A 15278-nucleotide genomic window follows, 5' to 3' on the forward strand; every position below is an offset into this window, starting at 1 on the left:
TTCTATTGATTTTAATTTTTCTCTGCCAATTTTATTATTTTTTGTACTACAGGTTTTTCCTGGTCTTTTCTGTCAAACAGTAATGGGTAATCTGTTCTTCCCTTCACCGGGAAATCGTTTTTCCAAGACTGCTTATCGGTAACTCCCCATAAAGTTACCCTTCTTATTTTATCTTTATGTTGTAAGAACAAGCCAAAGAAATCAAGGTAACGCTTTTCCCATTTCATTTCTACTTCTTTAGGAAGTCCTTTGGTGTAAGGATTCATTTCTTTCTGATAGGCAACGGTATCTGAAACATTGGCAGAACTTCCCCATGGAGAAGGCAGCGCACTAATTTCCAGCTCTGTAATATTAACTTTAACTCCCGCATTGGAATAAGCCAGAATTGCTTTCCCATATTCATCGATAGAAGGGGTATCCATTCCCACATGGGCCTGCATTCCCACTCCATCAATACGGATTCCTCTTGATTTAAGTTTTTCAACCATTGTGATGACTGTTTTTACCTTTTCAGGATACCATTCATTATAATCGTTGTAATATAATTCAGCATTAGGATCTGCTTCCTGCGCATACTGAAATGCCAAAGGAATAAAATCTTCACCCAGGATTTCGTAAAATTTACTTTTTCTGTAGGATCCGTCTTCAAGAATGGCTTCATTGACCACATCCCATCCTTTTACTTTTCCTTTGTACCGGGAAACTACTGTTGTAATATGATTTTTCATCCGTTGTTTCAATACTTCCGGAGAAACATCCTTTCCGTTGCTGTCTGTAAAAAACCATTTTGGAAGCTGGGAATGCCAGATTAACGTATGACCGATGATGAACATACTGTTTTTCATCCCGAAAGCAACAAATTTATCGGCATCATCAAAGAAGAACTTCCCTTCCTGAGACTGCAGAAACATAGATTTCATGCAATTTTCAGCAACAACAGAACTGAATTGTTTTTTGATAATCGCTACTGTTTTCTTATCTGTACCATCAATCTGGGGAAGACTCATAGCGATCCCGATATAGAATTTATCCTGAAATGCTTTTTTTAAAGTACCGTCGGATTTCTGCGCCGACAGCCCGGAAGCGGTAATAACCGCCAAACCAATTAAAATACGTTTCATAGTAATCGTTTTATTTTCTTCTTTCAGCCAGATCTTTTTCAATCTGAACTTCCATTTTTTTGTTGATTTTATAAAATAAAAGCAGTCCGCAGGCAATGAAAAACGGTATGGACGGGAAAATACTCACAAGCATTTTGGCCCCTGCTGCCACTGTTTCAGGTTGAATAACCTGCTCATTTCCATGTACAGAAATGTATCCATATTTTCCGATGATCAAAGCGACCAGAGAGCTTCCGATGCTAAGACCAACTTTCAATCCTACCATCATGGCAGAGAAAATAATAGCGGTAGCCCTGCGGTTGTTTTTCCATTCTGAATAGTCGGCCACATCAGCAATCATAGCCCACAAAAGCGGTGTGCTGATTCCGTAAAAGAATCCATGTACAATCTGTGATAAAAACATAATCCCCACTGCTTTTGGAGGGTAGAATATAAAAGCAAGGATAAACAAGGTAGAAATGAATAATGACGCAATAAAAGTGTCCCGTTTTCCAAAGCGGTCTGCCAGTTTTTTAGAGAAGGTAATCCCTACGATCATCATCACAATTCCTCCTGCGTTAAATAATCCGAATCCTGCAGACTTTGGGTCTTCCCCAAAGAAATTCATCCCTGCAGAATTAAAAAATGCTGTAATGGGTGATATAAAGTTCTTCAAGGCATTTTCATCCACATAGTTGTTAAAATAATATACGTAAGATCCACCTTTCATGGCCAGCGTGATGAATATAAATGCGGTCACGATAAGCATAATAATCCATGGCCTGTTTTGAAATAAGTCTTTTAAATCTTCTTTCAGACTTGATTTCTGCTCCGGCTTGGGAATGATTCTTTCTTTGGTCGTAAAAAAGGTAATCAAAAGCATGATGGATCCGATCACTGCCAGCCATGTCATAACAGTTTCAATTCCCTGTGCCTTGTCTCCATGTCCTACATATAGAATGATAGGCAACATAAATACCTGTACAAAGAACTGTGCAAACATTACTGCTACAAAACGATATGAAGAAATACTGTTTCTTTCTCCCATATCTCCCGTGATAACGCCGCTCAAAGCAGCATATGGCAGGTTATTGGATGCATATAATAACAATAATAATGAATAGGTAACCGCAGCATAGATCATTTTACCCTGATAGGAAAAGTGAGGCGTGCTAAAAGCTAATAGTGCTGCAATACCAAGCGGTACAGCGGTACATAAAATCCATGGACGGAATTTCCCCCATCGTGAGCTTGTACGGTCCGCCAGCGCTCCGATGAGCGGGTTAAAACCAAACCCGGCAATTAAACCTACCGTAAGGGTGATAACAGAAGCATCTTCTGCTTTGAGTCCGTAAATATCTGTATAAAAATAGGTCAGGTAGGTGACTAAGGTCTGAAAAACAAGGTTGGCTGCCAGATCACCCAAGCTATACCCTACTTTTTCGATTACCGATATTTTTTGTGGCTGATTATCCATTGAATTTGATATGGTTTTCTATGTTAAATTATTTTTTTTCTGTTGTAAAAGGTGAAGCAGGAAGCCCGCTTTTATTTTTAAGATTGCCGTCAGGATTATCTGCCCAGTCGTAGCGTACATTAACAGGACTGCTGACCTGATCATTCCATACCCTGACTTTATTTCCTTTTGCTTCTGCTTTTGCCCATTGGTAGCTGCCATCTTTCTGCTGTATGGCAAAACCTTTAAGGCTTCCCTGTACCAGATCATCTGTACCAGGTTTAAAAGATAAAACAATGGTATTCCTTTCTGTTTTCATCGACTGATAAACGGGTCCGTCAGCTACGATTTTTTTGCCTTCACCAACTTTCAGGGCCTGTAAAGCAAGCCTGTCACCCACTGTTTTTTTATTCAAGGGATGAATATCATTCCATTCTCCCAAATCAATCGTTACCGCAAGTCCTGAATAAGGAACATTAAGAGAAACCTGTCTCTGCTGTTCTCTCAGTTCTGCCCAACCACTATCCAGAGGTTCATCTTTTTTCTCCATGAAATTGGCCAGCTGTACAATCAGGAATGGCATATCTTTTTTGTTCCATTTTGAACGCCAGTCTGAGATCATTGTCGACAGCAAATCACTGTATTCTTTTGGAACTCCTGTATTGCTTTCGCCCTGATACCAGATAAATCCTTTGATTTTATAATTGATCAGCGGATTAATCATGGCATTGTAAAGCCCTACCGGTTTCCAGCGGATAAATGTCTGTCCGGGAGCCATTTTTTCCATTTTTGCTCCTATTTTATATTTCCACTCGCCTTTAAGGTCTGTTTTTTGTCCGTCGATTTCCAGATAATACGGCTTATCAGCGATAAACTGTCCTTTTCCGCTGCCATTGATAATTCTTACCATAATGATATTCTTTCCTTCTTTTAAAATACCTTTCGGAATGTCATACCAGCGTGGCGGATATTCATAGGTTACATTTCCTACTTTGATTCCGTTGATGTAAGTAATATCAGCATCTTTTATCCTTCCCAGATTGAGAAATGCTGTTTTCTGATCCACTCCTTTGGGCAGCATAATTTCCTTACGGAACCATACCGAACCCTTAAACGAGCCTTCCTGATCTTCCCACGATCCCGGAACCATCATGGTTTTCCATCCGGAATCATTAGCGTTATCTTTTTCCCAGTGCTGGTTGAAACCAATGTCACTCTGATCCAGCTCTGCATACCATGCTTTGCTCAATGATCTTTCCTGGGATTCTGTAGATTGTATCAGATCATCATTTTTCCATTTTTCTGCTTCAGCGAGATATTCCGGATATTTTTTCAGTGATTTTTCATCCATCCAGGCCTGAACCGGAGAGCCTCCCAGACTGGTATGAATGATTCCTACAGGAACTTTGTTTTTTTCATTCAGTTCTTTCGCAAAAAAATAAGCAACCCCCGAAAAATCAAGAATAGTCTGAGGATTGGTACTTTCCCACTTTCCTCCGTCAAGATCATTTTGCGGAGCTTTAAAATTATATTTCTGCGGAACTGTGAAGAATCTTATATTCTGATTATTGGCGTTTTTAATTTCATTTTCATACAAAGGTGTCAGCCTACGCATCGGAAGCTCCATATTGGATTGTCCTGAGGCCACCCACACATCACCAATAAGAATATCTTTAAGGGTAATTTCATTAATCATCATGGTATATGGACCTCCGGCATTAAGCTTTGGAAGCATAAGAGACCAGTTTCCACTTTGGTCTGCTGTGGCATTATACGTTTTATTGATAAACTTAATTGTAATTTTTTCTCCTGCATCTGCATATCCCCAGATCTTCAAATCCTGATTTCTCTGAAGGATCATTCCGTCTGAAACCAATGCGGGAAGCCTTACCTTTGCATGAAAACTGCAAATAGCTGCGAGAAAAAATAATAAATATAGAGTTCTGTTTTTCATGGGAAAAATCTGTTTTTAATGTTGGTTCAGCTTTATTTCTTTTCGTAATTTTCTGTCAGTAAACGGACTTCGATGACTTTAGCGGTCATGAGTTTTTCATCTGCAAGGAATTTTACAGTAAAATTTTCTTTATTCTTTTCTGAATCCGGAATCGGAACAATCAGATATTGGGGTAAACTTCCGGACTTTCCTTCCAGATTTTGGGTAATGATTTTTTTACCGTTGATCTCAATATTCAGCGTACGGCTGGTATTCGCATCAAAATAAAGCAGATAAAGGTATAAAGCTTTTTTTTCGTTATTTTTCATCTGGTAACTGAACCAGCCTTTAGCATCTCGGAAATGACGGTCTTCCAAATATCCTGTACCGGAATCTTTACTTTCTATAAAATGATCTGATTCCGGCTGCTGTTCTCCCAGCTGGATCTTATCTGTAGTAATCATATCCAGTTTTCTGGTTTCTACTTCTTCATTTGCCCTTTGCTTCAATGTATTTTCTATTCCGTTTTTATCAGCCTGAGGCCAGTACAAAATATATCTTTCTGCCTGAATACTGTAAAACGGTACAAGATCTAAACCTTTCCCAAATTTTTCAGATGGATAAAGACCTGTAACGGTAAAGTTGAGCGGTTTATTATTCGAAGGCGCAACATGACTGACAACTTCTGAAGAATTTCCAAGGATAACGGGAATTTCGCTTAAAGGGATCTGAGGACCATGAGCAATATGGCCTCCTCTGCTGTCATCCGCAAGAAGCCCCTGCTGATTTTCTGTTCCGTATTTTGCGGCAAGCACCACAGGCCCGTATTTAAATGCATAATAATGGGAATGGTCAGGCAGCTGTTCTGCGAAAAGATGCATCGGTAAAATCATTTTCACGACATCTCCTTTTTTCCATTTTTTATTCAGTGTAAAATAGCCGTCGGAACCACGCTGTACTTTCTGCTGTTTTCCGTTGATCAGAATTTTTACTTCCGAAGGTGTAGTCCATGCCGGGCATCTCAGTTTTACGTCAAATTCTGATTTTCCTGCAGCATCGAAAATCAATGTTGTTTCGGGAACTTCCGGAAAGTTATTGACCTGGCGGAGTACTACTTTTTGCTTTTTCCATGTCAATGTGGAAGGAATAAACAGGTTCACATATAAATCCTTACCCGACCGGGCATAAATCATTTCTCCATATTTGGCATGATTTTCCATTCCGGACCCTACACAGCACCAGAAGCTGGTCTGAGGCTGTGAATACACACGGTAATGTCCGGGACGCATTGGTGTAAAGTACACGAAACCTCCCTGATCATGATTTTCTGTGGAAAGAATATGATTATATAATGCTTTTTCGTAATAATCTATATAATATGATTCGGGCTGCGTTGCATAAAGCTCTTTAGTAAGCTTGAGCATATTGTAGGTATTGCAGGTTTCCGGACCTTCAATACTTTTTATCATACTGCTGAAATCATTAACAGGATTAAAGTGCTCACTGACACTGTTACCTCCAATAACTGAAGATCTTTTCTCTGTAATATTATGCCAGAAAAAATCAGCGGCATTACTCCAGGACGTATTATTCTCAAGATCGGCAATACGTTTATAGCCGATTACTTTTGGAATCTGTGTATTGGCATGAAGTCCTGTAAGCTTATCTTCTCCCGATAAAAGCGGTGTAAGAATAGCCTGATGGGAAAATCGGTGAGCCAGTTTCAGATACTTTTTATCATGAGTAATGTCATAAACATCTGCAAAAACTTCGTTGAGCCCTCCATGTTCACTGCGCAGCATATCCTGTATCTGCTCATCAGAAAGGTCTGAAACTTCATTTGCCATCCAATCCGTAAGCTTTATAAGCATTGCCTTTGCTTTTTCGTTTTTGGCATACCAATACGCATCGCGCAGCCCTGAGTACAGTTTGTGAATATTATATAAAGGTACCCACCGGTCATTCAAACCGAAGCCTGAAGCACGAATATTTCCCTGTTTTATTTCTTTCCATATATTTTTCCCGTTGGGAATCCCTGAAATGTATCCGTCCGGAGAGGTATTTTGGCAGTGTTCCAGTTCATTGATCATATAATCAATTCTCTGTTGTATTGCAGTATCTCCTGTAGAAGCGTACATCAGGGATAATGCTGAAATGTAATGTCCTCCTATGTGCCCATCCAACCCTGTATTTTCCCAATTGGGATAATTATCTGCCTTAGGTTTCAGCCCGGCTTCTTTAAGATAAGGAGCCAGCAATCTGTCCGGTTCCATGGCCATGAGATATTGACGGTCTGCCATCATAGCTTTATTGAAAATACTTTCTGATAATTTTACAGTTTCCAAAGGGAAATAATGAATTTTCTTCTTCACCTGTGCAGAGGTGAATGCAGCAAAACATAATAAAATAACTGAAAGTTTTGGAGTCATGAATAAATGTTAATTCAACATTTCTAAAATAATGGAAAGAATCTATATACGAAACATTTTCTGAGTCTGAATCCATTATTTTTTCATTTAAAACTTCCGGTAAAGCCCTAAAAATAACAGAAAACACATTACCTTATCATAAAAAATAAGATAATCAGATCACAAAAAATCAAAGCGCTGAAATTATACGATTCCCTATGAAAATGACTTCAGGATATGTTTTGGTAGAAATTTCAACAATACAGCAAATACCTTATCGTATTTTTAACGTTAAGTCCTGTTTATTAATTATTATCAATATAAATTTATATTTTAACATAATTTTAACATTCAATTCATGTATGATTAACCTCATTTTAGTGATAATTTTCAGTTTTGCTGACTGTTTTAGTTCCCAAAATATCCTTTAGGAATAATTTTAATGAAATAAATCATTCAGATTAAAAAGTGTATGAATCACATTTATATAATATCATATCCATAAAAGATTTACCTTTGTAGTAAAATATAAAAGATGACTGAGGATTACTCCCAATATCCCAAACACCTTGTTGCCGTTGACTGTATCATTTTCGGTTTTGATGGCGAAAATCTAAAAATCCTTTTGGTAAAAAGAAATTTTGAACCGCAGATGGGCGAATGGTCCCTGATGGGTGGTTTCGTTGGCAGTGAGGAAACCTCTGATGAAGCCGCTAACAGAGTTCTGTGTACATTAACCGGTCTTGAAAATATTTATCTTGAACAGCTGAAATGCTATACGGAAATTAAGCGGGAGCCAACAGCCAGAATCATGTCTATCTCCTATTATGCACTGATCAATATTGAGAAAGATATTCAGATCAATGAGCAGTACAGTGCAGAATGGGTAGAACTGCAGAAAGCACCTGATCTTATCTTCGATCATAATGAAATGGTAAAGGATGCTGTAGCCAGGCTAAGGAGAAGAGCTTCCACAGGACCTATCGGGTTTGAGCTTCTTCCTGAAAAATTCACAATGAAGGATCTTCAGAATCTCTACGAAGCCATTTTTGATGAAAAATTTGATAAACGGAATTTTACCAGTAAGATCAACAGTATGGATATTCTTTTGAATACCAACAAAAAGGATATGACTTCGTCCAGAAAGGGATCTTTTCTTTACCGCTTTGACGAAAAAAAATACAACAAAAAAATCTCCCGCGGATTTATGTTTAAGATCTAATAAACAACTTTATAATTTTAGAAGAGAATTTGTAGAAAGTTAACAGTTTAGAGTGATATAAAATTCCACATACCCTTATTAAAAATCTCACTTTTGCGAGATTTTTTTTGTGTACTTACCGACAATTTCAAGCAAGCCAAACAGTTATTCCTGCTTTTTCAGAATGATCGTAATAAAAATTTATGATAAGGTTTTTTATTTTCTCCTACCACACGATAGATTATAATTAAATGGTTTATAATCGTATTTATGATATGTAATTTTTTGTTAATTTTTGATAAAATATTAATTTATAATTAATATTTTGTTTATTTTTATACAAAACTAATAACCATATTTGACAACAACTTAGATTTTCACAAACCTACCCTCACCTTCATGGGAAACCAGAAAAAGAGAGAAAAAGATTTTCAAATCAGAAACTGAGTAGAAATGATTCTATTGTTCTGTTAAAACCATTGTTGAAGAACCGGAAACAAGCAGTTGAGTAGTTTTAATAGAAAAATATAGCATCAATCCTCATTCACATCCAGCGTCAATAAATCAGAAAGTTTTACTTATCTGCGCAATACTCCTGTGCAGGATGGGAAACAAGTTATTGAAAGCTAAAAAATAAGACCAAACCTTTAAATATATCAATTATGAAAACAAACAAAATGTGGCTTTTTCTGGCCTTTCTGTTAATCATTCTTTCCAGCTGTTCTACGATGGATGAAAAAAATTTACTAGAAGAACCTGAAACCAACTTAAGTACCAGCATTAGTGCAAGAGCATTGGCAGCAACACCAATGCTGCATGTTGGAGGCAGATACCTTAAAGATCCCTGTGACAATAATGTTATCTTACATGGTGTTGCCATAACTCCCAGCCCATGGTTCAATGGCTGTCAGTATGGTGCCAATTCCGGCTACTGTACCTGGGATAATTACAATGTACAGGGTGCTCTGAACTATAATAAAGCTGTCATGAACAAGCTCAGCAGCGCTGCTGATGGCTGGTATCTCAATTACATCCGCCTTCATATTGATCCGTATTGGACCAATGATCCCGGACCGGCTATCCCTGAGAATGATATCTCAAGATTCAATTATAACCGTCTGGTTACTTATACAGATCAGGTGATAATCCCACTGATCAACCATGCCCGAAGCCTGGGAATGTATGTCATCCTACGTCCACCAGGCGTATGCCCAAGTCGTATTGCAGTCAATGATGCGTACCATAGCTATCTCAAGACCGTATGGACTTTTCTGTCTCAGCATCCCGGATTAAAGAATGCTGACAATGTGATGTTTGAATTAGCCAATGAACCTGTTGAAATCCTGGGAACAAATGGTACTTGGGGCAGTACAGGAAATGAACATTTTGCAGCACTCAAAAACTTCTTTCAGCCATTAGTGAACATCATTCGCAACAACGGGGCTAATAATGTTTGCTGGATACCAGGTACGGGCTGGCAATCACATTATCAAGGCTATGTCAATAACCAAATCACCGGTGGCAATATTGGATATGCTGTTCACATCTATCCTGGTTATTGGGGCGGCCTCACCAACTATCAATCCTTTCAGAGCGCATGGAATATCAATGTTAAACCAATTGCAGATATAGCACCAATCGCCATTACTGAAACCGACTGGGCACCTCAGGGATATGGTACCTTCGGCATCGGTACAACTGGTACGGCAGGCGGAAGCGGATTTGGCGCCAATTTAAAATATATTGTTGATCAGTCAGGCAATGTAAGCTGGAATGTTCTTGCCCCGGATAATCTTCTCCACAAAGGCGATGTTAATACAGGAACCGCCTACAACAACGATTGGGAAGCATGCGCCGCACCAGTTAAACAGTGGTTCCAGCAATATGCATCCTCCAATTATCCTGTTGGAAACTGTAATACAAACAGCAGCCTGGTCAATAATGGTATTTATGAGATCGAGTTTCAGACCGATACGAACAAAGTACTTGATTTGAAATCCGGAGAGGACGCCAATGGCGCAGTATTAAGACCATGGACAAGGAATGGTGCTGCGGCACAGCGATGGGTCGCTATTGACGCAGGTAATGGCTATTGGCGTTTTGTATCCAAAGCGAGTACATCCAATCGCTGCATTGATCTTGCCAGTAACAGCAATACACTGGGAACTGCAATCCGGCTTTGGCAAAGCTATAGTAATGATGCACAGAGCTGGCAGGTAGTTGCCGCCTCCAACGGTTATTACAAAATCCTGTCCAAGGTGGATCCTACACGTGGCTGGGATATCCCCAACTGTACCATGGATGGCAATTCAAACCTACATCTTTGGGACTATTACGGTACTTCGTGTCAATTGTTCAAGTTCAAATATATTGGGATGAACTGATACCAATAAAAAAACAGGATGCTTTTTAAGCATCCTGTTTTTTTATTGTATATGAAAAGTCAATTTTGCTTCGCAAGTCAATGGTGAATTTATAAAATTGACAGTGAAACGAATTCACTATTGACTATTCACTTTTGTCATGTAATAAATTTTAAATCTTATGTGAAAAGTCAATTTTGCTTCGCACGTCAATGGTGAATTTTTAAAATTGACAGTGAAACGAATTCACTATTGACTATTCACTTTTGTCATGTAATAAATTTTAAATCTTATGTGAAAAGTCAATTTTGCTCCGCAAGTTAATGGGGAATTTTTAAAATTGACAAGTGAAACGAATTCACTATTGACTATTTACTTTTACCAAAACTTTACATATAAGGCAGTCAGTAAAAGTAGTGTCATCACAATTAAAACCAAAGTTCTGTTATCTACTTTAAACATTGTTGCATCAATGGCAAAGGCTTTAGGATTCACCTTGGGACCTGCAAGGCTGATCAGTATCATGGCAATTATCGTGATAAAAAACGACCATCCCATATTGATCAGAAAAGGAATTTCGGTAATGGTATGAACGATTCCGTTTTCAAGCTTTTCATAGGTAAATGCTGTATACATCCAGGTTTCTTTGCCAAAAATATCCACAGCAAAGCTGTTGAAGAAGATTGCCAGAACAAAACCTAAGATAACACCTACTAAAGCAGCCGTTCCAGTTGTCCTTTTCCAGAACATTCCTAAGATAAACATGGCAAAAACTCCGGGGCTGATAAATCCTGTATATTTCTGAATAAACGTAAAGCCCCCTTCTCCCCCTATTCCCAAAACATCCGTCCATGTAAATGCTAGGGCGGTCATCATCGCAATAATAATTACCCATCTTCCTGTTCTTACCATCTGGATCTCAGTGGCATCTGTTTTAAGATATTTTTTATAGATATCCAGTGTAAAAATCGTTGAGATACTATTCACTTTTCCAGCCAGTGAAGCTACGATTGCTGCCGTCAATGCTGCAATAGCCAACCCTTTAAGGCCTGCAGGTAAAAATCCTAATATTGCAGAGTATGCTCCATCTTTCACTCCGTTGAATCCCGGAAGATGTCCCTTGGAATATAAAACATAAGCAGCAATTCCCGGAAGCATTACGATCACAGGCATGAATAATTTCAGAAATCCGGCAAATAAAATTCCTGTTCTTGCTGTTTTCAGATCTGCACCCAAAGCTCTCTGGGTGATGTATTGATTACAGCCCCAATAGTTCAGGTTAACGATCCATTGACCGGCAAAATACATGGCCAAACCTGGTAACACGACATACTTCTGTACATCAAGGTTCTGAGGCATTGCCAAGGTAGTGGTTGTAGTTGTCGGTTTTTGAAGAATAAGCTTAAAGTGCTGCGGAGCTTCATTGATCAGGGTATTGAATCCTGCCAGCGCATTTCCTACAGCCGCTCCGTTGATTCTCTGGTCTACAATCTGCAAAGCCATATACACCGTTGCAAAACCTCCGATAATAAGGACAGCCACCTGGATAACGTCTGTATATCCTATCACTTTCATTCCTCCGAGACCTATCAGAAGGGCCATCAACAAAAGAGCGATCATAATACCGTGAAGATGTTCTCCTCCTAGTAAAGTATCGATAGCTAGAGCTCCAAGGTAAAGAATGGAAGTAAGATTCACGATAACATATAGAAACAGCCAGAAGACTGCCATGATCAATGAAACCGATTTGTTATACCTTCTTTCCAGAAACTGGGGCATGGTATAGATCTTATTTTTAAGATAAATCGGAATAAACCAGACCGCAATAATGATCAGCGCAAGGGCAGCAATCCACTCGTAAGCGGCAACAGCAATCCCGACAAAGAAACCTTCACCACTCATTCCGATAAACTGTTCAGCAGAAATATTGGAAGCGATTAAGCTGGCTCCGATCGCCCACCAGGTCAAAGATCCTTCCGCCAGGAAATAATCTTTACTTCCTGTAGATTCAGATTTTTTCTTTTTATAAATCCATAGTCCGTAGGAAGCTACCACTACGAAATAGATCAGGAATATGATAATATCAATAGTTGCTAATTTTCCCATGGTTTAGTTTTTAACGGAGAATTTATAGATGGTTTTCGACTGGTATTTCTGCCCGGGTTTCAATTCTGTGGAAGGAAAAGAAGGCTGGTTCGGTGAATCCGGGAAATGCTGTGTCTCTAAGCAGAATCCTGTTCTGAATTCATTTTTACCGCCGGTTTTGGTATCAAACTTTCCGTCAAGAAAATTACCGGAATAAAACTGTACTCCAGGTTCATCTGTGAAGACTTCCATCAGCCTTCCTGTTCCCTTGTGATATACCTTGGCGATACTTCTCAGACCTTTTCCGTTCGGTATCCAGTTGTGGTCATATCCTTTCCCTTTTTTCAGCTGATCGTCTTCTGCACTAATATCTTTTCCGATCGGTTTTGAAACCGTGAAATCAAAAGGAGTCCCTTTTACGGCTTTCTGCTCACCGGTAGGAATCAAAGTTTCATTGACCGGAAGAAAATGATCTGCATTAATCTGCAGTTCATGATCAGTGATCGTTTTAGTAAAATTTCCTGACAGGTTAAAATAAGAATGTTGGGTAAGATTTACCACTGTATGCTTATCGGTTTCTGCTTCATAGGAAATTTCCAAAGCATTGTCGTCTGTAAGGGTGTAGAAAACGGTTGTTGTCAGCTTTCCCGGATATCCCTCTTCACCGTCTGCACTGGTGTAAGACAATTTCAATGTCGGAAATTTTGCATCCTTTACCTCTTCAATATTCCAGAATCTGGTATGAAATCCCTCTTTTCCTCCGTGAAGGCTGTTGGGGCCATCATTTTTATCGATTTCGTATGCTTTACCTTCCAGTGAGAATTTTGCGTTGGCAATTCTATTGCCATATCTTCCGATCAATGCCCCGAAATAATACGGGTTGCCATTGAAATATCCTTCAGGTTTTGTAAAGCCAAGCACTACATCCTCGTATTTTCCGGTTCTATCCGGAGCGGTTAAGGAAGTGATAATTCCTCCGAAGTTGATGACCTCAACTTTCATCCCGTTTTTATTGGTCAGCGTATATTTTTTAATAGAATCGCCTTTTGGCGTCACTCCATAGTCTGAAGTATGCACATTCTCCATTTTTCCTGAAATATCCTGTTTGTTATTTTCTTTTCTGCAGCCGAAAATAATTAAAAATAATAAAATAAAAATGCCATTATGTGTTGCTTTTTTCATAATTATTTACATATTTTTTAAAATTAATTAACGATAATACATTTCATTCCAACGAAGTGTATTTTTAAAGTCACGCATTTTGGTATCTTCATCAATGACTAATGATTCAATCCCTGCTATCTCAGCAAAATCCTCCAGCTGCTCCGCTGAAATATTTTCACTATAACATGTATGGTGTGCACCTCCAGCCAGTATCCAGGCTTCTGCGGCGGTATATAAATCAGGAAGAGGTTTCCATAAAACCCTTGCTACTGGAAGTTTTGGCAGCTCTTCTGTAATTTCCAATGCTCTGGTTTTGTTGATCAGCAGCCTGAAATGGTTTCCAAAGTCCATCAGGGCAGCGTTCAGAGAATCAATATTTCCTCTGGAGTTAAAAACGAGACGCACCGGATCTGCTTTTCCTCCGATTCCCAGCGGATGAATCTCGCATGAAGGTTTTCCGGCGGCCAACACAGGGTCTACTTCCAGCATATGGGAGCCTAAAATAGAAGGATTGGACGGATCCAGATGATACGTATAATCTTCCATAAAGGCATTTCCTCCTTCAAGGCCCTGCCCCATTGTTTTCATTGCACGTACGAGTGCTGCTGTTTTCCAGTCTCCTTCGCCTGCAAATCCGTATCCTTTCTGCATCAGTCGCTGTACGGCAATTCCCGGCAGCTGCTCCAGTCCGTGAAGGTCTTCAAAGGTATCTGAAAATCCTTTAAATCCTCCGTCTTTTAAAAATTTTTCAAGTCCCAATTCAATTTTTGCAGCGGTATGAAGTGAACTTCTGTTGGATCCTCCTGCCAAAAGAGATGCTGCCATGTGATAAGAAGATTCATATTCTTCCATCAGGCTTTTTATTTCTCCTTCACTTACAGAGTTGATAACTCCGACAAGATCACCGATTCCCCAGGTATTGACTGAAAAGCCAAATTGGGTTTCAGCTTCCACTTTGTCACCATCTGTAACGGCTACAAATCTCATATTATCTCCGAAACGGGCAAATTTAGCTCCCTGCCAGTCGTCCCAACCTGCAGCAACACGGCTCCAGTCACCAATCTGCTTCTGAACTCTTTCTTCTGACCAGTGTCCTACCACTACTTTTCTGCTCTTTCGCAGTCTGCTTACCATAAAACCAAATTCACGGTCTCCGTGAGCTGCCTGGTTAAGATTCATAAAATCCATATCCATGGTAGACCACGGAATATCTCTGTTGAACTGGGTATGCAGATGCAGAAGAGGTTTCTGTAAAATTTTTAATCCTCTGATCCACATTTTGGCGGGTGAAAAAGTATGCATCCATGTGATGATTCCTATACAGTTTTCTGCCTGATTGACTGCTGCAATGGTTTCAAATATTTCTTCGGTAGTTTTTACCGTTGGCTTTACAATAACTTTTACCGGAATGAAAGAAGATTTTTCAAGTTCTGCCACAATTTTTTGTGAGTGGTCTGCTACCTGAGCAAGTGTTTCAGGACCGTATAAATGCTGACTTCCTGTGATGAACCAGACTTCTTTGGTATTGAGGGGTGTTAACATAATTTTGTTGATCGTTAATAGTTGTT

Annotated in this window: 9 protein-coding genes; 2 read left to right on the forward strand and 7 right to left on the reverse strand. The window is 39.2% G+C overall.

What is annotated here, in order from left to right:
- Nucleotides 1-11: 11 nt before the first annotated feature.
- From JOE44_RS05455 to JOE44_RS05470, 4 genes are read right to left on the reverse strand one after another with little or no spacing between them, the layout of a single operon-like run.
- Nucleotides 12-1121 carry an endo-1,4-beta-xylanase gene (locus JOE44_RS05455; protein ID WP_209784683.1) on the reverse strand — a complete coding sequence of 370 codons (1110 nt, stop codon included), beginning with the start codon at nucleotides 1119-1121 and terminating at the stop codon, nucleotides 12-14.
- A gap of 10 nt (nucleotides 1122-1131) precedes the next feature.
- Nucleotides 1132-2577 carry an MFS transporter gene (locus tag JOE44_RS05460; protein ID WP_209784684.1) on the reverse strand — a complete coding sequence of 482 codons (1446 nt, stop codon included), beginning with the start codon at nucleotides 2575-2577 and terminating at the stop codon, nucleotides 1132-1134.
- Between the two features lie 28 nt (nucleotides 2578-2605).
- Entirely contained in the window at nucleotides 2606-4510 is a 1905-nt protein-coding gene (locus JOE44_RS05465) for a sialate O-acetylesterase (protein WP_209784685.1), read from the reverse strand.
- Nucleotides 4511-4542: 32 nt separating this feature from the next.
- Entirely contained in the window at nucleotides 4543-6918 is a 2376-nt protein-coding gene (locus JOE44_RS05470; RefSeq protein WP_209784686.1) for a glycoside hydrolase family 127 protein, read from the reverse strand.
- A 514-nt stretch (nucleotides 6919-7432) separates the two neighbouring features.
- On the opposite strand from JOE44_RS05470, the gene JOE44_RS05475 reads away from it, so the two are divergent.
- Together JOE44_RS05475 and JOE44_RS05480 are read left to right on the forward strand one after the other, a co-directional pair.
- Nucleotides 7433-8119 (forward strand): NUDIX domain-containing protein, encoded by a 687-nt coding sequence (locus tag JOE44_RS05475; protein ID WP_077416005.1) that lies wholly within the window; start codon nucleotides 7433-7435, stop codon nucleotides 8117-8119.
- A 641-nt stretch (nucleotides 8120-8760) separates the two neighbouring features.
- A complete protein-coding gene (locus JOE44_RS05480; RefSeq protein WP_209784687.1) occupies nucleotides 8761-10482 on the forward strand; it encodes an RICIN domain-containing protein in 1722 nt (573 codons plus the stop codon).
- Between the two features lie 357 nt (nucleotides 10483-10839).
- Here the strand turns inward: JOE44_RS05480 and JOE44_RS05485 are convergent, their stop codons facing one another.
- From JOE44_RS05485 to araA, 3 genes are read right to left on the reverse strand one after another with little or no spacing between them, the layout of a single operon-like run.
- A complete protein-coding gene (locus tag JOE44_RS05485; RefSeq protein ID WP_209784688.1) occupies nucleotides 10840-12567 on the reverse strand; it encodes a sodium/solute symporter in 1728 nt (575 codons plus the stop codon).
- A gap of 3 nt (nucleotides 12568-12570) precedes the next feature.
- Nucleotides 12571-13728 (reverse strand): aldose epimerase family protein, encoded by a 1158-nt coding sequence (locus JOE44_RS05490; RefSeq protein WP_209784689.1) that lies wholly within the window; start codon nucleotides 13726-13728, stop codon nucleotides 12571-12573.
- 27 nt (nucleotides 13729-13755) lie between these two features.
- Nucleotides 13756-15252, reverse strand: a complete 1497-nt coding sequence (gene araA / locus JOE44_RS05495) for an L-arabinose isomerase (RefSeq protein ID WP_209784690.1) — start codon at nucleotides 15250-15252, stop codon at nucleotides 13756-13758.
- Nucleotides 15253-15278: the final 26 nt, after the last annotated feature.

It is taken from the genome of Chryseobacterium sp. PvR013 (genome assembly GCF_017833095.1).
Lineage (GTDB): Bacteria > Bacteroidota > Bacteroidia > Flavobacteriales > Weeksellaceae > Chryseobacterium > Chryseobacterium culicis_A.

What these genes read in the sequence shown, in the direction of transcription:
- araA (WP_209784690.1), bottom strand. Translation starts at nt 15,252, where the DNA reads ATGTTAACACCCCTCAATACCAAAGAAGTCTGGTTCATCACAGGAAGT.
- JOE44_RS05460 (WP_209784684.1), bottom strand. Translation starts at nt 2,577, where the DNA reads ATGGATAATCAGCCACAAAAAATATCGGTAATCGAAAAAGTAGGGTAT.
- JOE44_RS05475 (WP_077416005.1), top strand. Translation starts at nt 7,433, where the DNA reads ATGACTGAGGATTACTCCCAATATCCCAAACACCTTGTTGCCGTTGAC.
- JOE44_RS05480 (WP_209784687.1), top strand. Translation starts at nt 8,761, where the DNA reads ATGAAAACAAACAAAATGTGGCTTTTTCTGGCCTTTCTGTTAATCATT.
- JOE44_RS05455 (WP_209784683.1), bottom strand. Translation starts at nt 1,121, where the DNA reads ATGAAACGTATTTTAATTGGTTTGGCGGTTATTACCGCTTCCGGGCTG.
- JOE44_RS05470 (WP_209784686.1), bottom strand. Translation starts at nt 6,918, where the DNA reads ATGACTCCAAAACTTTCAGTTATTTTATTATGTTTTGCTGCATTCACC.
- JOE44_RS05490 (WP_209784689.1), bottom strand. Translation starts at nt 13,728, where the DNA reads ATGAAAAAAGCAACACATAATGGCATTTTTATTTTATTATTTTTAATT.
- JOE44_RS05485 (WP_209784688.1), bottom strand. Translation starts at nt 12,567, where the DNA reads ATGGGAAAATTAGCAACTATTGATATTATCATATTCCTGATCTATTTC.
- JOE44_RS05465 (WP_209784685.1), bottom strand. Translation starts at nt 4,510, where the DNA reads ATGAAAAACAGAACTCTATATTTATTATTTTTTCTCGCAGCTATTTGC.